This window comes from Candidatus Brocadiia bacterium, from assembly GCA_041658285.1.
Lineage (GTDB): Bacteria > Planctomycetota > MHYJ01 > JACQXL01 > JACQXL01 > JBBAAP01.
In genome coordinates this window covers 106,450-128,923 of the sequence record JBBAAP010000005.1, presented here as the reverse complement: position 1 = coordinate 128,923, position 22,474 = coordinate 106,450, and the positions used below count along the sequence as shown (strand labels likewise).

The following is a 22,474-nucleotide window of genomic DNA, read 5'->3' as shown; positions in this document are numbered from 1 at the left end:
CTAATATAATGAACAACTATTTAAGCAACGTCAGCCATAATACCGCTTCGTTCTACGGCAACCTGAATCCCAACGGCCTGGCCACCGCGGTCTATTTCGAATACGGCGCTACCACCGCCTACGGCACCACCACGACATCGCAATCAGCCGGCAGCGGCACCACCTCGACCAGCGCCTCGGCTGATATCACCGGCCTGACCGCCAGCACTACCTACCATTTCCGGATGGTAGCCACCAACAGCGCCGGCACCTCTTACGGCACGGACCAGACATTCAATACCTCGACCCAGCCAATACCGCCCACTGCTACCACCGGCTCAGCCACCAATATCACTTATAACTCCGTAACCCTGACCGGCACGGCCAATCCCAACGGCTTTGCGGCCACGGCATATTTCCAATGGGGCACGACTACCGCCTACGGCAGTACTACCCAAACCCAAGATATCGGCTCCGGCACCGGTAATATTAATGTAGCTATTTATATGGAAAATATCTTTGCCAATACCACCTATCACTTTCGGATGGTAACCGCTAACGACTCCGGCACCGCCTTAGGTAACGACCAGACATTCGTTACTCCGGCCGGGCCGCCCACGGGGATGACCAACCCGGCCACGGACATAGATTTCTCCAGCGCCACGCTGAATGGCCTTATTAATCCCAACGGACTGTCCACCACGGCCTGGTTCGAATGGGGGCCGGTGACGCCTTACGCCAACACCACCACCATCCGGTCAGCCGGTAGCAGCACCGCTTATGCCAACTTCACCGAAAATATTACCGGGCTGACCACCAACGCTACTTATCACTACCGGCTGGTGGCCAACAATGCCTCGGGCGCCGCATACGGCTCAGACCAGGTATTCACAGCCGTAACCAACACCCGCTGGACCCATATTGCCGGCGGCGAATTCCATACCATGGGCGTCAAGAACGACGGCACCCTCTGGGCCTGGGGCGATAACTCCTACGGCCAGTTAGGACTGGGCAATTACGTCACCCAGACCGCGCCCACCCAGGTCGGCACCGAGACCAACTGGAAAAAGACGGCGGTCGGAGCCGAATTTTCAGTGGCCCTTAAAACCGACGGCACCATCTGGTCCTGCGGCGATAACGCCGAAGGCCAGCTCGGCCTGGGCATCCTCGTCACCGGCACCAACTCATTCACCCGCATCGGCACCGATTCTAACTGGGCCGACATCGCGGCCGGCGGGCATTCACACACCGGTGGCACGACCACCACCGGCGACGTCTTGCTATGGGGAGACAACCTCTGCGGACAGCTCGGCCTGGGCGATGACGTCTTCCGCTATGACCCGACCCGGGTCTTTACCGATTCCAGCGTGGCCTCCATCGCCTGCGGCAATGACAGCACCTTAATCATTAAGAAAGACGGCTCATTAAACGCCTGCGGCGATAACTCCCAGGGCGAACTGGGACTGGGCGATAACGCCAACCGCTCGACCTTTACCAAGGTCGGTACCGATACCAACTGGGCCGAGGTCGAAAGCGGCTACCGCTCCACCGTGGCCCGTAAGACCGACGGCTCGCTCTACGGCTGCGGCGACAATAACGACGGCGAGCTCGGGCTGGGCGATTACAACGACCGCAACTCTATGACCCGGATAGGTTCGGACAACGACTGGACCGATGTCTCGGTCGGTTACAAACACGCCATCGGTAAGAAAACCGGCGGCAGCATCTGGGAATGGGGCGACAACTCCGAAGGACAGCTCGGCCTGGGCGACCTGGTGACCAGAACAGCGCCCACGCAGGTGATGACCGACACCGACTGGTCCATCATTGAGGCCGGCTGGAAACATTCCATTGGTATAAAGAATGACGATTCCATGCTCGGCTGGGGGGATAATGCTGGAGGACAATTAGGTAATAATTCTACCAATGACTCAAATACACCCTCATCAGCTTTATGCTGGGTAGAAATTAAGGTAGGGTACGACCATACTTTAGGACGCAAGAGTAACGGAACGATTTGGTCTTGGGGTCGCAATCAGTATGGACAATTAGGTTTGGGCGATTATAATTATAGACTTACTCCGGTACAAATAGGAAACGCTACTGATTGGGTTGGAATTGGAATAGGAGAAAACCACTCTGTAGCCCGTAAGAAAAATGGAACTATCTGGGCATGGGGATTCAACGGCTCTGGCCAATTAGGTCTGGGTGATACAACTGCGAGAATATATCCAACACGGATAGGAACAGATACAAATTGGATTAAAATAATAGCCGGAGGCAACAAAACCTTTAGCATAAAATCCAACGGTACACTTTGGGGTTGTGGCAGTAATACTGTTGGCGAGCTAGGACTTGGCAACACTGCTTTAACATATGTCCTTACTCAAGTAGGAGCTGATACAAATTGGTTAGAGGTTACCTGCAAAAATATGCACACTATCGCCCGAAAAAATAACGGAACTATCTGGGCTTGGGGAGCCAACAGTTCTGGCCAATTAGGGCGAGGAACTATCGATTCCTATCCTAATACTTCTTGGTATACTCCATCACAGATAGGAACTGATTCAGATTGGGCTGAAATTTCAAATGATCTAGGAACAAGTTTAGCACGTAAAACAAATGGCTCTATATGGTATTGGGGATCTGCCAGCCTTAGCTACAGTTTAATAAAAACGACACCTACTTTGCTGGGAACTGATAATGATTGGGCCGAAATAGCTTGTACTGAATTCTCTCGACAAATTGCTCGTAAGAGTAACGGAACCCTCTGTAGTATCGAGGTCACCACAGGAATAGCCTCTCAAATAGATGATGATTCTGAATGGACCGAATTCTCTACGAGCATCGGGACTACTGGAGTCGCTATAATAGCTCGTAAAAACAATGGCACTATCTGGTCCTGGGGGCAAAATGCATACGGGCGATTAGGACTGGGTGATTTTTCACCAAGAGATTATCCCACCCAAGTTGGGCAGTAAAATTTAGAGCCAGTAGGAACTTGGGAACATACTGGGTTAAGGTGGCGGGATAAACAAACAAGGGGCGACCAATTATGGTCGCCCCTTTAGTTTGTGCTTAGTGCCGGTTCGAGCCTGCGAGTTACCCGGCACATTATCCCTTCGCGCCAGCGAATGGGACACTCCCACTTTATTACTCGCAGTTAAACTTCAGTTGTTAGAGCTACCGCCTCCCTTTAGGGACTGCGAGTTATAGTTGGTCCGCCAGTGGCGGGCCATACTACACCGTCAAGCCTACCTGGATGTGCAGGTAGAGCAGGCCGGTCGGGTCAAGCACCCTACTCGATATAACCTTTTATCCATATGTTCGTTGATGTAAACACCCCCGACTTTGTAATCATTACCCTCAACTGTCTCAGGGCATCTACCGCTAATGTCGCCTCTTTATAGGCATTATTATTGTTACCAGCCACATTCTGCCAGATGAAGTGTATGGTCGAGGTGCCGAAGTTCATCCCGGCCCTTCTGCCGAATACGGTCAGTATCTGCTCCATCCCGACCGGGACGCTCATAGCGTTAAGTTGCATCTCTAACAATACGGCCGTCGCCGTCACCGGAATCTGGGTTGACAGGTCCACTAATTGGTCAACATCCGCCATCGAGTTCTCGGAGAATACTAACGGTTGCGAAGACAACAGGGTCAACTGCACCCCGCCTCCGCCGGTGGGCGGAGCAATCCAGTTAAACTTGCCGGTGGCCGCGTCGAAGGACAGGATTTGCCCATCCGTGGGCGGAGCCAGGTTATAGAGCAGTTCGTGGTTGATGGAGGCCAGGGCAATCTTGACCCAATCAACGGCTCTATCCGCTATCTTGGGGTTGGTCACCTGCGCATCGCCGATTTCATCGGTCGCCACTGTTGGAGTAAGCGGTCTGGTGGCCGGAGTAAAGGACAATTTGCCCGGTGTTACCGCTCCGTCTTTAATCTTGGCGGTCTCCACCGCATCGGTGGAAAGCTTCGGTGCGCTGACTGCGCCGTCGGCAATCTCAGTCCCGCGCACCGCCCCGGCGGCCATCTTGGCGGATGTGACACTGCTTGATGCCAGTTTCGGAGTGGTTACCGAACCGTCGGCAATCTCGGCCGTGCTGATGACGCCATCGGCCAGCTTGGCCTTGGTGATAGCGCCGTCCCGGATTTCGTCCGTGCCGATGGGCGGATTAAGCGGCCGGGCGGCCGGCTGGAATGCCAGCTTCGCCTGGGTGACTGCGCCGTCCTTAATCTCGTTCGTATCTACCGGCGGCGTCAGCGGCCTCGAAGCCGGTGTGACGCTCATCTTGTCCGGCGTCACCGCGCCTTCCTTGATGTGCCTGTTTTCAACGGCCTTGTCGGCAATCTTGTCTGCCGTAACCGCCTTTGAAGCGATGTTAATCGTCTTCACTTCCAATGGTTTTAATTTGTCTGCCATAAATTATTCCCTCCTTACTCACCACAAAGGCACAAAGAACACAAAGAATCCTTTGGGACTCTGCGGTTTTATGATAGTTGGTTAATTGTTACCACAGCGTAGGGGCTGGGTAACCCAGCCCCTACAAATCTGTGGAATCTGTGGCCTACGGTGTCGTCAGGACAACCTGGATTTCCAGATAGAACGGCCCGTTTTCTTCCTTGACGAACGAGCAGTAAGACTTATCCGGAGCCGGGGTTGCCTGGAACACATCCGCCTTGGCCGGGTCGGCCAGCCCTGTCAACAGCGTTGCCAGGACCGTGTTTTGGGCCAGAATCACATCGGCGTTGAAGTCCGAGTTGACTATCAAAACGCCGGCCTGGGTGATTTTCTGGACCAGTGCGGCACGGAGCGCCGTGCGCATACCGGACCGGGTGATGTTGTAGGGGCCTCCAGCCAGGATTTCGTCCTGGCCTTCACGAACCATACTGCCGGCCAAGGGGTCGTCGCTCAGCCAGAACGCGGCAATGGCCGAAACGCCTCTACCGCGAACCTTATCGCCGGTGAAGCGCAGGGTCTTGCCAGCCATCCGGGACGACCAGGAATCCTTGGAGTTGTTGACCTGGTCCTTGAACCGTTTGGCCTCCACGCCGTCAACGGTTTCAAATGCCAGCGCCAACTTGGCATCCCAGTTGTCATAACCGGTCATTAGGTTCTTGTAATGGGCGTTACGAATACCGGTGGCATCACGCTCACTGCGGGAGACATATGTGTCCGGCACATAGGGCCCGTACCGCAGGTTTGCCGGTGTGGCCAGTTTCTGGTCGAATAACCCCGCATCCGGTATCTTGTCCCTGAGACGCTGATACATCAGAACGGCGTTATTGGCCAGTCCGTTGGCCCATTTGTCCGCCATATCATCCCGTATCGTAAAGATTTCCGGGACGTGCAGGCGAACCTTGGTTTTTGTTACAGTAGCCATATAAACCTCTCTTAGAATCCAGTTAGCAATCCGGACACACAGTGTCGGGATTCGTTACTGATTCTTAGACCCCGATTTCATGTCGGGGCTTCGTAGTTCGTTAGTAGTGTTTCGTTGTTCGGGTGCGCCGAGCTACGAATGACGAAGTCCGAATAACGGGTGAGGAGAAAGACCCGAACCACCGGAAACCGGCAGATTTGTCACCTCTGCAAACCCGACCGGGAGGTGATTCCAGCAGTTCAGAATCTCATCTCCTCCTCCAACCTCCTTATGGCAAAACCACAACGCTTTTTAGGCTAAAAACGGCAAAAAATAGTCATTTTGGCGGGAAATTTCGTGTATAACTGATTATTTTATAAGGGGTTATAAAAAACCTGATGAAAAATTATTTTTTCAGATGAGTTGCTTAAGTAAGCGGATTAAGCTGATTTAACCGGTAAACTTGTTATTAAGAATAGGGGGTTGGGGTAGGGTAAGGGGAGGGGGTAGATACCCTTATGCCCGTACCTAGCCAAGGTTATGCCGATACCCAGCTTGGATTATGCCCATACCCAGCTAGTGTTATGCCGATACCCAGTTTGGGATATGCCCATACCCAGCCTGGATTGTGCCCATACCGAGCTTGGAATATACCGATACCGCGCCGGGATTATGCCCATACCCAGCCTGGGTTATACCCATACCCAGCCTGGGTTATACCCATACCCAGTTTGGAATATGCCCATACCTAATAACACTTATGCAGGAGTTTTATCTCAAAACTGAGATTAAAATTGACAGCCCTAAGGAAAAGGTTTATTATCAAATTAAAGCAAAAAAATAGTATGTATTACGTTTATGAAAATTGGAGGGCAAGGGGACATAAAGCAGTAATCCACATGGGCTCATGTGGATTTTGTAATAATGGACAAGGGGTTTCAACTGGTACGCGCTCAGATAATGGGAAATGGCACGGGCCATTTAAAACTAGACAAGAAGCAAAAGATGTGGCTAATAAAACAGGGGGAACAATTATCTATCATAGATGCATTCAGTTGTAGCGGCTTAATTATGGAAGAATATAAAGATTCTAAAATTGAGGCACACCAAAAAAAACTATCCCTTAAAAAGGTAACAAAAGGAGGACTAGGTTGTCTTGGTATTATTATTGCTCTTATAGCTCTAATGATTTTAGGATCATGGCTTCAGGAAAAAGATAAGGATGCCGAGAAAGACTCGGGGACATCATCCGTTACTTCTCACAAAAAACCAACAATAAAAAATGCAAAAGTTTTGTATTCTGAAGGGGCCACCTTACTTAATGTTGCTATTGATGAAAAAGCTTTCGACGATTACTGTAATGTTCTTGCTGTAGAAGATAAATACGGGTATGAAGAATTGATTCTGTCAGGAAGAATATTTAGCGTTGAAAATAATATTGAAGTGTTGGTTCTTAAAGGGGGCTTTTTTAAAAGTAAAGTAAGAATTCTTGAGGGAAAAAGCATCGGGATGTCTGGTTGGGTAGAAAATGAGTGGCTTAATGACTAAAATTTATATAAAATAAATTATGTTAAAAAATTTCTTCCTGCGCATCGGCACGGCCACGACCTCACGTAAGAAATCGGCTATCAAGGCCGCCCTGGACGGCCGGATGCAGATGCGGCATCTGGATTACGTGATGCTCCGCTACCGCTACGCGCTGGTCGGGCCGATTATCGCTTACGTCCAGACCCATTATGGCACCGGCAAAATTATCGGCTTTGACCCCGAAGAATTAGCCCTCAACTGCGTCAAGGACGCCTTTGTCCACATCAAGGAATACGACCCCAAATACCGTTTCCGGACGTTCCTGGCCCAGAAGATAGTCGTGCCCGCCCTGGCCGAGGTGGTGCGCCAGGCCATCAAGGAACGAGGCGCCATTACCGAGTATCTCCTGGAAAAGAAGGCCGTGGATAAGTTCGAGGATGATTTGCGCTATGCCCTGACCAAGGAGCTGGTCTTTGACGCCCTGATGAAATACAAGCAGGACGACCCCATAAAATACGAGGTCTTCTGTGTGCGTTATTACGAGAAACTGGCCTGGACTGAGATTCTGAGCGAACTGAAAAAGGGCTACCCGCAATTAGAGATGAATACCTGGCAAGGCGTGCAGAATATGTATAAACGGGCCGAGACCGAATTAAAGCGTTTATTCCGTGATATCGTCCGCACCGGCCGGTACCTGGACAAAGACCTGAGACTGTCTAAGGACATAATGACCCGCCTCAGAGCCGAGACCACAAAGAAGTAAGCCACAAATTACACGAGTTAAACTGAAAGGGGTTCATAATGGTAAATGGCCCAAAAGATAAAAAAATAGAAGGGACACATAAATATCTCACACCAGATGCTGAACGGGATATCAGCCCTGAAGACCTCGCCAAGATGGACAAAGAAACACAAATAGAGATAATGGAAACATGGTTTTACCAACATTATGAAGACCCTGTACAACATACACCCTATGATGAAGATGAATATGTTTTTATATGGGGCGGACCTTACGATGCTCTTGAGGAGCTCATGGCTGAATTCGAGGGTATTATTCCCATAGCAGTAATTGAAAAATTGGCAGGCAAGCTTTACTCCATATGTCCTGGCTGGTCCGGTAAAGCGTGGGCTGACGAGGAAGCCGGCCGTTTTGTTTTTGGTATTGAAGAGAATGCCCTTTCTTCGCTAAAGCATGGAGTAGAACATTTTATTGCTAAAGAAACAGATGAGAATGAAAATATTAAATTTGCCATTATTCATATATTCCATGCATTAGAACTATTCTTAAAGGCAAGACTTGCTAAGGCACACCGCTTGCTAATTTATTCTAAACCGGAATGTGCGATAAATGATGATGCCCACACAGTTGACTTCAAAATGCTTATATGTCGGTTAAATAATATTGCAGTAAATGTATCAATAAATGAATTAGAACCTCTTCGAAAAATACGAAATTGTATAGAACATCATCAAATAGAAGCTGATAAAGAAGAAGTAAAGCAGTATATTGGACGTGTTGCACGGTTTTTAGATAAGTTTTTAGGAGAAGAACTCGGGATAAATCTTAAGCAAAAACTACCGGGTAATTTATACGTAACTTTATCGCAAGCAATTTATTCTTATGAAGAACGAATTAAGAAAGCCAAAGAAGAAGCAGAGAAATATGTAGCTCAAAATAAAGGCTATGCAATAGAGTCATGCCCGGAATGTTTAAATATAACATTAACAACACCTACTCTCGAATATGGACCCGCACATTGTTTTTTATGTGATAAAGATTTTTACCCCCAACAATGTTTAAAATGTGGAACCACAATGCTAAAATCACAAATCTTAGGCCAGTGCGATATGTGCGATGGCGAATTAATGTCTAATAATTAATATATTGAGATAAGAGTATATTGTGTAAATCAGAATTGCTGTAATGTTAGAAATCCCCAAACAAATCTGGCAAAAGATAGCCGGCTACGGCAAGCCTCAACAGGTTTTCCGGACCAATCACGAAAATGTCCTATGCTGGAAGGCCATCCGCAAGGCCGACAAGAAACCGGTTGTAATTAAACTGTTTGAATGGGTGATTATAGAGGAAGCTAATGCCGAGATAAAGGCCGCCCGAACAATTAAAGATATTGATCATCCAAACCTGATTAAAATCTTTGATGTGGGCGAAGATGAGGATATTGGTGTCTATTACGTAATGGAGCACTGGGGCGATGATTTACGCAATACCATCCGGGTCAAACCCGACCCCAGGATTACCGTTGAAATTATCAAGCAGGTACTGGAAGGCCTGACGGAACTGCATAGGCATAAGATGACTCACCGGGATGTCAAGCCGGAAAATATTTTTATTAGAGGTAGTATAACTAAATTAGGCGATTACGGGCTGGTCAAGTCCCAGCGCTATGTAACACAGCTCACCACTATTGCCGGCACACGGGATTATATGGCGCCAGAAATTGCATCGGGCAATTATGACCGCACGGTTGATATCTATTCTACAGGTATAGTGCTAAGAGAATTGTTATCATGGAAACGACCCCCGTTTACGAATAATATTAAACCGATAGATGTTTCTGATATTCTCTGGGATATTATTAAAACGGCAACCGCAGACAGAGTAAGGGATCGTTTTAAGACTACAGATGAATTTATTCAAGCCTTAGAAGGCGAAATCAAATCCGGCATCAGGTCAATAGCAGCTAAAATTATATTAGACAAAATGAAAAATAAGGAACTAGCCACTGGTACAAAATCTGCATTACTGCCGGAGGCGTCTAATGATGATAAAAAACCAATTTTCCAAAAACTAGATATCCAACGTTACCCGCCCAAGCCGACGCTTTACGGCGAGCAGGATAAGCCGGGAGTATTGATTCAGACGCTCCAGGCGCAGCTTGATGATTTGGCAAAGGGCACTGATTATGAAGCAATGCTCAAGGTGGCTCGGCCGCTGGCAACTGAGGTGGAACGCCGTTTCGGCAAGGACAATTCCCGCACTGCTGATGCCTATGACCGGATTGGTTGGGTCTTCCTCAAGATGGCTAATTACCGCGAGTCCGGCAACTGGTATTTGGATGCGTCTAAGATTGACCTTAAACTCTATGGCGAACAATCTAGAGAATATCTGGGCAGTTTGTATCGCCTGGCCGAAACCCATCTGGCCGCAGAGGACTCTCCGTCGGCTGAAGATTATTACAATCGGATGTTAACGATAATGGAAAAACTTCCTACAAAAGGTCATCCGGAAGACGCTATTATCCGCAATAACCTCGGCGCGGTTAATCACCTTACCAAGAAATATGATGATGCACTTAAGAACTATCAACAGGCGCTGACCATAAACGAGAAGCACTCCAAAGCCGATGGGATAGCCATAAACCTTTATAATACGGGATTGGCTTATGAAGCAAGGGGCAACAAACCCGCGGCTGAGCCGCTGTTCAAGCGCGCCGTCCATTTCGCCGCCAATGCCTTCAAACCCGGCGACCCGATATTACAACAGATAGTTACCAAAGGCGAACAGGCTGAAAAAATGATAGTCATCAGCCCACAGCAGATAAAGATACCGCTGAAGACTAAGAGTTGAAACAGAGCGAAGCCTCCAGTGCGAATATCACTAAGTTTTTGTCCAGATGAAGCACATCCGGATCTTCCGCCAGAGGCTGAAAAGGTTACCTATCAGTCGCATATTTGAGGTTGCCGTTATTGCCATCGTAATAACTGATATGCGATTTGTTGGTGGAATCGACTGCAATGGATGTGTGCTCGCCGACAGTCCCCGTGGAATCAATGACGGAACAGACCCAAAAACCGAGGATATTAGTCGCGTATTTTAGATTGTTATTAACTGAACCGGTGGCATCGTAGTAGCTGATATGCGCTTTGTTGTCGGAATCGAGCGCCAGGGAGCAGTCGGCAAATTGGCCGGCCGGTTCGATAGCGGCGCAGACCCAGGCGCCTGAGACGTTGGTAGCGTATTTGAGGGCGTCGCTGTTGATATATGTGATATGCGCTTTGTTGCCGGAGTCGATGTCAATGGAGGTACTGTCCCCGACAAGACCGTCCGAATCAACGGTGGCGCAGACCCACGACCCGGAGGCGTTGGTGGCGTATTTCAAATCCTTATTAGTGTAATCCTGATAACTGATATGCACCTTATTGTTAGAATCAACGGCTATGGAGGTATAATAGCCGACATCATCCGCGGAATCGACAGTGGCACAGACCCAGGCGCCTAAGGCGTTATTGGCGTATTTGAGGTCGCCATTGGTAAGATTATAATAGCTGATATGCGCTTTGTTGTTGGAGTCTAAGGCTATGGATGTCATATAACCGACGTTATAGGTGGGATCAACGGTGACGCATACCCACGACCCGGAAACATTGGTGGCGTATCTGAGGATTTTATTGTTGTTGTCAAAATAGCTGATATGGGCCTTGTTATTGGCGTCAAGGGCAATGGAGGTGTAATGGCCGGTATCGCCGATGGAATCGATGGTGGTACAGACCCAGTCGCCGGTTTCGTTGACGGCGTATTTCAGGTCGCCGTAACCTAAATCATAATAACTGATATGGGCATTGTTATTAGAGTCGATGGCGATAGAGGTGTTATAGCCGACGTCGCCCACGGAATCACAGGTAACACATAACCACGAGACGGTGGAAAAACTCCAGACCAAGCCGGCGGTGGCTCCGGCAGAGTTCTTAGGGTCGATGCGCCAGTAATAAGTGACGCCCTGGGGCAATGTGCCGGGGTCATAGTTTGTGGCGGCGGTGTTTGTAACGGGGGCCCATCCGGCGGTAGTGATGCCGAAGTAGACATCGTAAGAATCGGCCCGGGCGGCCGAGGACCAGCTCAGCTGTTGCGCATCCAAAATGTTCGTCGAGCCGTCAGCCGGCACCGGCGATGTTACCTGGGGCGGCGGGTCGAGCAGAGTGGTGAAGCTCCAGACGTTGCCGGCGGCGGTGCCGACCGAGTTCTTGGAATCCACCCGCCAGTAATAAGTGACGTCCTGGGTCAATGTGCCGGGATCATAGCTTGTGGCGGCGGTGTTTGTAACGGGAGCCCATCCGGCGGAGGTGATGCCGAAGTAGACGTCGTAAGAGGTGGTCCGGTCGGCCGGCGCCCAGCTCAGTTGTTGCGTATCCGGAGTTCCGGTTGCGCCGTCAGCCGGCGCGGGCGATGCCGCCTGGGCGGGCTGGGTGAACATAGTGGTGAAACTCCAGACGGTTCCGGTGATGGTGCCGACGGCATTCTTTGAATCTATCCGCCAGTAATATTTAGTGTTATCGACCAGCGTGGCCAGATGATACGACGTGCCGGGCTGGTTCCTGACGAATGTTCCCGGACTGGCGGTGCCGAAATAGATATCGTAAGAGGTGGCGTTGTCGACAACAATGGCGTAAATCAGGGTGGTCAGGGAGACGTTGATTGCGCCGTCAGCCGGGTAAGGCGCGGTGACCTGGTCCGGCAGTCCGCTGCTGCCGGTTTCTTTTTTATTGCCGGAGCCTTTTTCGCACGCCCCGCCGTAGCCGAGGAATAATATCAATGACAGCAAAAATGCCGCAACTAGGCGGGAGAAACAAGCCGGCTGCATACGAATCTCCTTTGAATATTAATTTTCCAAGTGGCACAGAGCCGCCTGATTCTTTTCTTCAAGGCGACTATGTTATAACTTATTGGGAAATGATGTCAAGTTTTCAGTCGCAGGTTGTGCGAATTCTTCTGTGGGCTAGAGCGAACTTAAGATTCCCAGCCTGAGCAATGGGAGCATTATCTCGTGGTGGCCGGTCAGGTTGATGCCGACGGCACCTTTGCCGGCCACCCGGCCGGTGACGTTCTGGCGCGGGCGGTAGTGCTGTATCATATCCAGGTTGGCAGTGGTAAAATCCGTAAGCTTGTGTCCCAAATTACGGGCGATGGCCACGGCCTTGAGGAATACTTCGGGCATTATCACGGCCGAGCCGATGTTGAGCCAAACGCCTTTATCCAGCCCGGAGACGGCCTCGGCGAAGATACGGAAGTCGTCAAGCGTGCTCTTGCCCAGCTGTTCGCCGGAGATGCAGGAGTGCATATGGACGATGTCGGTGCCGATGGCGACGTGGACGGTGGCCGGAATATTGTTGCGGACGGCCACGCCGAGGATGCTGTATTTTTTATATTGGCTGTTTTCCTTATTAATCATCTGCCCCAGCGCCCGGCCCAGTCCGATATCTTCTTTGGCGGCGGCCTTGGCGGCGCGGGCGAAGCCGAATGCGGTCTCTTCGGACATGCCGAATGAGCCGTCTTTGATGGCTTCCTCGACGTCCTCGGAGGTGGCGCCGATGAGGGATATCTCGTAGTCGTGGATGGCCGCGGAGCCGTTCATAGCCACAGATTTGATGATGCCCCGGTCTATCAGGTCGATGATGACGGGCGACAGTCCGCATTTGATGACGTGCCCGCCCAGACCAACACCGATGAGTCGTTTCTCCTTATGCGCCCGGACTATTGATTCGACCAGCTTATTGAAATCTTTGCCGCCCAGGATGTTGGGCAGTGATTTGAAGAAGCCGGCCCATTCCTTACCCGGTTCGGCCAGCGCGGCAAAGTCTTTTACATTAACAAGGCTGGCACGATCCTTGATGGAATATGTCTTTAACTTATGTAACGGTAACATAAGCGGTCTTATATACCAATCTGCCTGGTTATGCAATATTTTTTTGGTATTATTTAGCGGACGAGATAAGCCGTACCTAAAACCAGAAGGATAAATGGCCGGGGAAACCACCCGGATATCGGCGCAACCGGTGAAACCAAATAGACCGGAAACGCTTAAATATACAATAATCCGGGCGAGTTGTCCGTTACACTATTGTAACGTAAATAACCTATATTTACATATAAGTAACACCCAATGGCCAGAGGCCGACAGGACTTGATGATTTAGGGCTGAAACCCCTTTATTTTGGGCTTAGGACGGCATTTTGCGGCGGCTTATTGATTCGTGATTGGCACGATTTTTGCTTATAAATACACCGGTTTTGAGGGGTTGCCGGGACGGACTGGACAGTGTTTTGTACCGGCTAAAGACGATATCCTGGTTGTTATTAGTAATGACGTAAAACTGGCTGCATAAAACAGCTTTTATATCGCAAAATAGTTGACAAAATTTGGGCGGCTGATAATATTTCAGCGGTTGATAATATCAATTATTAAGGAGAATCTCTTATATGAGAAAAACAAATCTTAGGTATTCTCTATTAGTCTTACTGGTCATCATAAGCCTGGGTTTAGGCCTTAAATTCCCGGGTTGCGTCATCTGGGAAGACGTAAAAGTAGAGGATAAATCCGGCGGCAGCGGCGATTTGCTGGCCCCATCCAATCTGGGCGCCACACCCCTGGCCTCGACCAGGATTGACCTGACCTGGACCGATAACTCTTTCAATGAAAGCGGATTCAGGGTGGAAAGAAGCGACGACGCCGGTATCAGCTATTCTCAAATCGGCCTGGCCGCGGAAAACGAGACCGTTTTCTCCGATGAAACCATTACCGTTGCCGATATATATTACTACCGGCTGTGTTCATACAACCTTTCGGGAAATTCCCTGTATGCCGGCCCGATATCAACCAGCAATACGGCTCCGATACTGCCCTCACTGCTGACCGGCACGGCTAAATCATACACCCAGATAGACCTGGTCTGGCAGGATAATTCCAATAACGAAACCGGGTTTAAAGTGTATCGCGCCACGGACGGCGTTAATTTCCAATTGCTTAAGGCCATCCTTTCGGACGACCCCTTATACCGAACATCGCCCACGGCCATAACCGCGACTTATACCGATGCCGGCCTGGCACCGACGACGTCTTACTATTACAAGGTTCTTTCCTACAACACCGGTTTGGGCGATTCGGCTTATTCAAACATCATCCAGGTAACAACGCTGTCCGTTACCGACCTGGTCAAGACCTGGGGCGGCAGTTCCAACGAAGCGTTCAACAAGATGACGCTCGGCTCAGACGCCAGCATCTACCTGTGCGGTTATTCCAGCAGTTACGGGGCCGGCAGCCGGGATGCCCTGCTGATGAAATATGACAGCGGCGGCAAGATTACTTTGCAAAAGACCTGGGGCCAGACCGCGGATGATGAAGCCACCGGCATTGTTCTGGACAATGACAAGAATATCTATATCAGCGGCCGGACGTATAATTTCTCTTCGAGAGAAGGCGCGGTTTTTTTAACCAAATATAATCCTTTCGGGACTTTGCAATGGTCAAGATTATGGGACGGCAATAATTCCGAAAACGCCAATTCGATGGTCCGGACAACGGGCGGTATTTATATCGTCGGGGAAACACGCAGTTACGGGGCCGGCGAAACAGATATGCTTATCTTGAAATACACCGAGGAAGGTTCACTGACCTGGACCAGGACCTGGGGCACGCCGACCGCGGAAACGGCTAATGCCATAGCGGCTGACGGCTCCGGCAACATATACATCACCGGCGAAACCAATTCCGTCAGCACGGCTGACGTGGCCATTATCAGCATGGACCCAAACGCCAATATCAGGTGGCGCCGCATGTGGATAGACAATAACAATGAGCGTGGACGGGCCATTGCCGTTTCGGCTACCGGAGACGTTTATATAGCCGGAGAAACTGATTCGTCCGGCGCCGGCTCTATGGATGTTGTGCTCTACAGGTATAACAGCGCCGGAGGTATTCAGTGGGTAAGACGATGGGGCGGCTACAGGGATGATAATCCTTACGGCATAGCCGTGGATTCATCCAGCGGCAATATTTATATTTGTGGAACAACCGACAGCTTTTACACCTCAAAATCCCTGTTCCTGGTCGCCTATAACTCTTTAGGCGACATACAAAGCCAACAGGTCTGGGAAGGAACGCTCGATGACAGCGGATTTTTCATTAAGTCAGACCAGTTTAGTGTTTTCACCTGCGGCAGCACCAGGAATAAAACAACCGAAGGGGCATGGACGAATATTTCGGGGTCCGCCGGCTCTAATTTTTCATATGCCCGGACTTTATCAGATAATCAGGTAGGCGGAACAACCAGCGCTCCGGGAGCCGTATTGGCCGGACCTGTTACCGGGGCAATAGACGGAACGCCGGCCGGAGTGGAAACCGGCGCCGGGCAGGACGATACATTGCTGTTAAGAACAAGAAAATAGTTTTCTTGGATATTATTTATATCGTAGAGAAGGAGCAATTATGCAAAGACGTATCGTACTATCTATCTGCGCATTACTATTCCTGAGTTCTTTGTTCATCGCGGCCAAGGGCTCGTGCGTTTCAAACCGCACCAAAATAAATACCGACTCCAGCAGATTTTCCATGCTATCGCCGACTAGCGGCGCCGTGAACGTTTCCTACAAAACGCCGGTATTTACATGGACCGACCTTGACAGCGAACAGAACTATATTTTGCAAATAGATAATGAAAGCAATTTTGACACCCCGGTTTATGTGAACGACGGCATTCCGCCTGACACCACGTCTTTTACGCTGCCGATAGGAAGATTATTGAGGAACACCACATATTGGTGGCGCATCCTGGCGGTTGACCTACACACATCGGAAAGAATTACCGCCTCTAATGCGCCTTTTAGTTTCACCACAGCTGATATTTTAACCGCACCCGAGGCATTCGATTTAATCAGCCCGAATAACGGAGACATCGTATACGGACTCACCCCCATTTTAAGTTGGTCTAATCCCGAAACGGGAAAAACGTTTACCCTGCAGGTGGATAATAACAGCGCTTTTACAAGCACGCCGCTTATTTATACGACCAGTATAACATCATCCGGCGCCTCAACAACATCTTGTACGATTCCGGCAAGCACATTAGAAGTCTATAAAACGTACTATTGGAGAGTCGTTGCAGTCAATGAAATGGGGCAAACCCCGGCCACAAACGCACCTTGGTCGTTCTATACCATGGGACCGCTTCCGGGAGAATTCTCGCTGATAACCCCTACTTATAACAGCGTTCAATACACCTTAACGCCCACTTTTTACTGGGGAATGTCAAGCGATGCCCAATACCATACCATGGAAATATCCATAACCGATACTTTTACCAGCCCGGTTACCCGAACCATTTCACCGGCCGTTTATCCGGCCACCTGTACTACATATACTTATGCAACATCGCCTTCGGATAGTTTTGTTTTGGAAGTCCGGCAGAAATATTATTGGCGAGTATTTTCCAATAATACTTCCAGGCCTTACCTGCCCAGCCGAGATGGCGTACTCGGTTACATTGAAATACCCGGTGCGGTCAGTTCCTCTTATAGTGCGTTCACGACTTTCCAACCCGGCGAAGCGCCTGAGCCTTTCACCATGATTACTCCGACTAACACAGCGAGAAATGTAATTCAGTCTCAGGTATTTCAATGGTCTTACTCTACGGGGACTGCTACTTATACATTGCAGATAGACAATAACAGCAATTTCTTATCTCCGGAATTTTCAGACAACGCGATCCCGTCAAATGTCATTGATACCAGCACCAGGCCGATTACGCCTGGCATTTTGTGGGCCGGAACAACTTATTATTGGCGCGTTATCGCCGTGAACTCAAACGGGCAGGTAACAGCAACCGGCGCGCCGTGGTCGTTTACCATAAGGCCGTGGGCTGAAGATACGCCGACTACTATCGAACAGTTATTCCCGGGCCGGGCAGGCCATACGGCTATATGGACCGGTACGGAAATGGTTATCTGGGGCGGCCGAGGTGCCAATGATGAATACTACAACTCCGGATGGAAATATAATCCTTCAAATAACGAGTGGGTGGATGTAGCCATGACCAATGCGCCGGTATCCAGAGCATACCATACAGCGGTCTGGGACTCAGCCCGCGGCAATATGCTTATCTGGGGCGGATGGAACGGCACCACAACGCACGGCAGCGGCGGCATACTTAATATCGACCTTAATACCTGGGTCGCTATTACGACTACCGGCGCGCCTTTATCCAGAACCGACCATACGGCTATCTGGGTTTCTTCCAAAAATGCCATGTTTGTTTGGGGCGGCGGTTGGCAGGGTGTTGAGTATTTCAACGATGGATTTAAATATACCTATTCCGTAGACTGGACAACTAATCCTGTAAGCATCACTGACAGCTGGTCGCAAAGAAGTCCTTATGCTTTTGACACCAATAACACCAGTTCAGCATTAAGCGGCAGACTAAAGCATACGGCAATCTGGGGTTACGATGACGGTGGCGCAGATATTTTCGCTCCTTCGATAACCGGAACTGCACCATCATCGCCGGGACGGAATGACGGCTGGGAAATGTATGTCTGGGGCGGTTATAACGGCGCCTGGTTCTTGAGCGATGGAGCCCGTTATTCAGATGATATCAATAATTGGAAAAGAATAACCACGGACTCACCCTGTCCGACCGCAAGATATAAACATACGGCGGTGTGGACCGGAGCAGAAATGGTGATATGGGGTGGGCAATACGGCGGCACATATCTTAACAGCGGCGCAAAGTTTTATCCGGGCCGACCGGCATATACCTATTATGGCGCATGGGCTGACATTGTGAATTATTCTTACACGTATGACCCATCCAGAGGTTACTACTATACCTCGGTTTATTCGCCGATTAACGGATGGACAACGATAAATACGGCCGGCTCGCCGGCCCCCCGCTCAGGACATACCGCGGTAATAGCATCGACTGTAGGCAAAATGCTGGTTTGGGGCGGACGCGATGCATCCACGTATCTGAATAGCGGCGGCATGTATGATACCTTTTCTGATATATGGACTCCGATGTCCAGTTTAAATGCTCCTCAGGGCCGCGAAGAACACACTGCGGTCTGGTCCGGCACGGAAATGCTGGCATGGGGCGGATTCCGCGATACTACTTTCTATAGTGACGGCGGCAGGTTCAATCCAACCACTAATACATGGACGCCGATTGCGTCTCCTTCAAGCCTTGGAATCGCAGCCAGAGAGCGTCACACTGCGGTCTGGACCGGCACGGAAATGATTATGTGGGGCGGCGATATAGGATTCACTTCCACCTTGAAGTCCGGAGCCCGGTATAATCCGACTTCAAACAAATGGGGCTCGGTATCCCTGTCTAATTCACCTGCGGCCAGAACACAACATACATCTATTTGGATTCCTGCGGTAGTAACTAATACCACCGTAAGTGAAACAATGATATCCTGGGGTGGTTATAGCGGAACCGCTTGGTTAAATACCGGAGCAATCTATAACCCAAGAACAAACACCTGGTCATCAATAAACAGTAGCCTGGGCAATACCCCAAGCATCAGGGCCGGCCATATCGCCGTCTGGGATGATGTTTATGAACAAATGATTATTTGGGGCGGCGCAGACGGGACTAATTATCTTAATACTGGAGCACGTTACAATCCGGGATCGGGCGGTTCATGGCTATCAAGCACAACTACCGGCGCGCCATCAGTCAGATCGCAGCACACAGCCGTTTGGACTGGCACGGAAATGCTTATCTGGGGCGGTTTTAATGAAGATAGCGGCAACGTGGTCCGGTTACAAACAGGCGCCAGATATAATTCTAACCCGGCAGGTGACAGTTGGACCGCTATAACAACTGCCAGCGCCCCGGTTTCCAGATCAGGACATACAGCAGTTTGGGCGCCCGGATATGGCATGATGGTCTGGGGCGGCGAATCGGCTATAAACGTGCCACTTAACACCGGCAGCGTATATTCAACTACGGCAAACACTTGGGTAACCATTACCACTCCGGCTACCATTACAGCCAGAGCTTTCCACACGGCTGTATGGACCGGCACGGAAATGGTTGTCTTCGGCGGCTGGAATGGCACAGTTTATATGAAAGACGGCGGCCGATATGACCCCATAACCGACACATGGAAATCATTTGATATCACTACCACGACCGAGAGGGCTTATCATTCGGCTGTCTGGGTAGGACCGCCCAGTAATCAGATAATCCTCTGGGGCGGCGCAATTTTGGGCGGATATACCAATACCGGCGTAAGATATGTACCGATGGATTAAAATAAGCCCCTTTATTTAATCACATCGGGTGTTAAGCGGGTTTATAATAGCCTGCCATTTAATTCTTGTTACCAGGTGAAACTGCTTGCTTTTATTCTCTCTGTTTTTGCACCAGGCTTAGGCCAGGTCTTGCTTAGCCGCTATAAGCGCGGGATTATCATATTTTTTTCGTGCATTATTATTTTAGACCTAGCTTTTGTTATACTCCCCTGCCTTTCCGGGATATCAACCAACCTAAAGAACACTTTGTTACTGACCTTAACCGCTATCTATCTATATAATTTATACGATATTATATGGATAGTTTTTCTGCGAGAACGGAATAGATTCCTGAAGAAAAAGAAACTCCTCCTTAAAAGCAGTATTATATCTTACATAAATAACGACATGAAAAACGCCCTGGTAAAGACAAAAAAACTGTTACGCATTGACCCGGATGATACTGATACTCTATTTTACCTATCCACAATTCTTGGTACTCTTAATAATCCGACGAAAGCAAAAAGACTTTTTAGTAAATGCTCTGATTTATCTAATAAATGGCAAAGGATGAAAAATGAAAGAATTGACTTATAAGGATGCCGGTGTTGACACCACTACAAAAGACGGGGTAATAGATAGAATCTTGGCAATGATGCGACGTACTTACGACCCCCGGGTAATCGACCTGCCTTGGGGATTCGGAGGGCTATTTTCACTCACGTCTAAAGATAAGCTATTTGCTAAAAATTATAAGTGCCCGGTACTGGTCAGCTGCACCGATGGTGTCGGGACAAAGCTCAAGATCGCTTTCATGATGAACAAACACGATACTATCGGTATCGATCTTGTAGCCATGAGCATTAATGATCTGATTGTTCAGGGCGCGGAGCCGTTATTCTTCCTAGATTATATTGCCATAGGCAAAGTTAACGAAAAATCCTTACTTGACATTGTTAAGGGCATAGTCCACGGCTGTGAACAGTCCGGATGCGCGTTACTGGGCGGCGAAACCGCTGAAATGCCCGGATTCTACAAAGCTGGTGAATATGAAATGGCCGGATTTGCTGTCGGGATTGTCGATAAAAACCGCATCATACGCGGGGACAATGTCCGTCCAGGAGATATAGTAATCGGACTTGCTTCAAGCGGACTACACAGTAACGGATACTCGCTAGTCAGAAAAGTTTTAATAGATAAAGCCAAACTCAAGCTGGGAGAATATTATCCCGAATTAAAAACGACTCTCGGCGAAGAATTGATAAAGCCAACTAGGATATACGCCAGGACAATTAAAGGAATACTGACTGCTTACCACTCAAAACGCGCCATAAAAAGTATTGCCAACATTACCGGAGGAGGCATGATAGAAAATATCCCCCGCGTCATCCCCCCGAATATTAACATCGAAATAGATTCGTCGTCATGGAAGCCTCAACCAATATTTGACTTTATTCGGAAACATGGCAATATCACATCTAAAGAAATGTTCCGGGTTTTCAATATGGGAATCGGCATGGTAATTATCGCCGACTCCTACTATACTGGAGCAATGATGCGCAGACTTAAAAAAGCGGGAGAAACACCTTATCTTATCGGTAAAGCGAAAAAAGGGTCTCGCGAAGTAGTTATTAAATAGGTGGCTGATGAAAGTATTAAAATTCTTTATCACCGGTCTGGTTATCTTAGCTCTCTGTCCCAAACAGAGGCAATTAAAAAAATAAATGTACTTGAAATAATTTTTACTATGAGAAACGTTAGCCGCACAGTTATTACTTTATTCTGTATACTAATCCTTGTTTTATTTGCAACTAAATGTACTTCGGGTGAAATGAATCGTCGCATAGCGGAAATAGAGAAAAAAAATCAATTAATCACAAGGCAACTCCAAGACATTTCTAACTCCAGCGATGAGGATAAAAAAGCGCTTGAGTACATCCGTTTTGAATTAAAAATATTGCGTGAAGAAATAATGCACAATGAACGCCCTAAAAATGACTCATCAATGCCTGAGCAGCTAAACAAGCTAGTTAAATCCTTAGAATCTGAGACGGCTAATATTCCGGAAATCAGCGCCAAACTTAGACTTTTTGGGAAATCCGCAGTAGCTGCCCTGGTTGAAACTTTACGAACACCAAACCTTCTCTACCGAACGCGAATTGAAGAATCCTTAAGCCAAATGACAGCTTACGAGGTCATCCCAATTATCTCCGTCGCTCTCAAGGAAAAAGATATCAGAATATCCGCAGCCCACGTCCTGGGAAATCTTCAGGATCCTTCAGCCCTGCCTATTCTGGCCGAAATGATTACTGACCCAGATAATACCTTTTCTTTTGCCATTGGAGAAGCTTTGATAAAACTTAAAGATAAAAGAGGCATTCCTATAATGATAGACGCTTTAAAGAGTAATGAATCATCACACCAAGCGCTGGCTATAAGCCTGCTCTCCAAACTTAATGCAGGAGAGACATTTGGATATAAGCATTACTTAACAATTAAAGAGCAACAGGAACCAATAGATAAATGGAATAATTGGTGGCTTAAAGAAAGCGCGAACTTCCAATTCCCCTAAATA

General features: G+C 48.8%; 13 protein-coding genes. 9 read left to right on the top strand and 4 right to left on the bottom strand.

Going from position 1 to position 22,474, the window contains the following annotated elements; genetic code table 11:
• On the top strand, positions 1 to 2,960 hold a 2,960-nt coding region (locus tag WC980_06835; GenBank protein ID MFA5794764.1), incomplete at its 5' end, for a hypothetical protein.
• A 317-nt stretch (positions 2,961 to 3,277) separates the two neighbouring features.
• Here WC980_06835 and WC980_06830 read toward each other — a convergent pair.
• Positions 3,278 to 4,402, bottom strand: a complete 1,125-nt coding sequence (locus WC980_06830) for a hypothetical protein (protein ID MFA5794763.1) — start codon at positions 4,400 to 4,402, stop codon at positions 3,278 to 3,280.
• Positions 4,403 to 4,547: 145 nt separating this feature from the next.
• Complete coding sequence (locus WC980_06825) at positions 4,548 to 5,363, bottom strand: hypothetical protein (GenBank protein MFA5794762.1); 816 nt, start codon at positions 5,361 to 5,363, stop codon at positions 4,548 to 4,550.
• A 939-nt stretch (positions 5,364 to 6,302) separates the two neighbouring features.
• Here WC980_06825 and WC980_06820 point away from each other — a divergent pair.
• From WC980_06820 to WC980_06805, 4 genes are read left to right on the top strand one after another with little or no spacing between them, the layout of a single operon-like run.
• Positions 6,303 to 6,890 (top strand): hypothetical protein, encoded by a 588-nt coding sequence (locus tag WC980_06820; GenBank protein ID MFA5794761.1) that lies wholly within the window; start codon positions 6,303 to 6,305, stop codon positions 6,888 to 6,890.
• A 19-nt stretch (positions 6,891 to 6,909) separates the two neighbouring features.
• A complete protein-coding gene (locus WC980_06815; protein MFA5794760.1) occupies positions 6,910 to 7,632 on the top strand; it encodes a hypothetical protein in 723 nt (240 codons plus the stop codon).
• A gap of 38 nt (positions 7,633 to 7,670) precedes the next feature.
• On the top strand, positions 7,671 to 8,753 hold the full coding sequence (locus WC980_06810) for a hypothetical protein (protein MFA5794759.1): 1,083 nt from the start codon (positions 7,671 to 7,673) through the stop codon (positions 8,751 to 8,753).
• Positions 8,754 to 8,796: 43 nt separating this feature from the next.
• Positions 8,797 to 10,461 carry a serine/threonine-protein kinase gene (locus WC980_06805; protein ID MFA5794758.1) on the top strand — a complete coding sequence of 555 codons (1,665 nt, stop codon included), beginning with the start codon at positions 8,797 to 8,799 and terminating at the stop codon, positions 10,459 to 10,461.
• Between the two features lie 85 nt (positions 10,462 to 10,546).
• Here the strand turns inward: WC980_06805 and WC980_06800 are convergent, their stop codons facing one another.
• Positions 10,547 to 12,472 (bottom strand): hypothetical protein, encoded by a 1,926-nt coding sequence (locus WC980_06800; protein ID MFA5794757.1) that lies wholly within the window; start codon positions 12,470 to 12,472, stop codon positions 10,547 to 10,549.
• A 135-nt stretch (positions 12,473 to 12,607) separates the two neighbouring features.
• Positions 12,608 to 13,534 (bottom strand): hypothetical protein, encoded by a 927-nt coding sequence (locus WC980_06795; protein ID MFA5794756.1) that lies wholly within the window; start codon positions 13,532 to 13,534, stop codon positions 12,608 to 12,610.
• Positions 13,535 to 14,087: 553 nt separating this feature from the next.
• Between WC980_06795 and WC980_06790 the strand changes: the two genes are divergently transcribed.
• The 4 genes from WC980_06790 (at position 14,088) to WC980_06775 (ending at position 22,471) form a co-directional block, all read left to right on the top strand.
• Entirely contained in the window at positions 14,088 to 16,052 is a 1,965-nt protein-coding gene (locus WC980_06790) for an SBBP repeat-containing protein (protein ID MFA5794755.1), read from the top strand.
• Between the two features lie 40 nt (positions 16,053 to 16,092).
• Positions 16,093 to 19,920 (top strand): kelch repeat-containing protein, encoded by a 3,828-nt coding sequence (locus WC980_06785; protein ID MFA5794754.1) that lies wholly within the window; start codon positions 16,093 to 16,095, stop codon positions 19,918 to 19,920.
• A gap of 556 nt (positions 19,921 to 20,476) precedes the next feature.
• Positions 20,477 to 21,538, top strand: coding sequence for a phosphoribosylformylglycinamidine cyclo-ligase (gene purM / locus WC980_06780; GenBank protein ID MFA5794753.1), 1,062 nt, complete (start codon positions 20,477 to 20,479; stop codon positions 21,536 to 21,538).
• The gene (locus tag WC980_06775; GenBank protein MFA5794752.1) at positions 21,539 to 22,471 is read left to right on the top strand and encodes a HEAT repeat domain-containing protein; all 933 of its coding nucleotides are present in this window, start codon (positions 21,539 to 21,541) and stop codon (positions 22,469 to 22,471) included. It begins immediately after the preceding gene.
• Positions 22,472 to 22,474 lie beyond the last annotated feature (3 nt).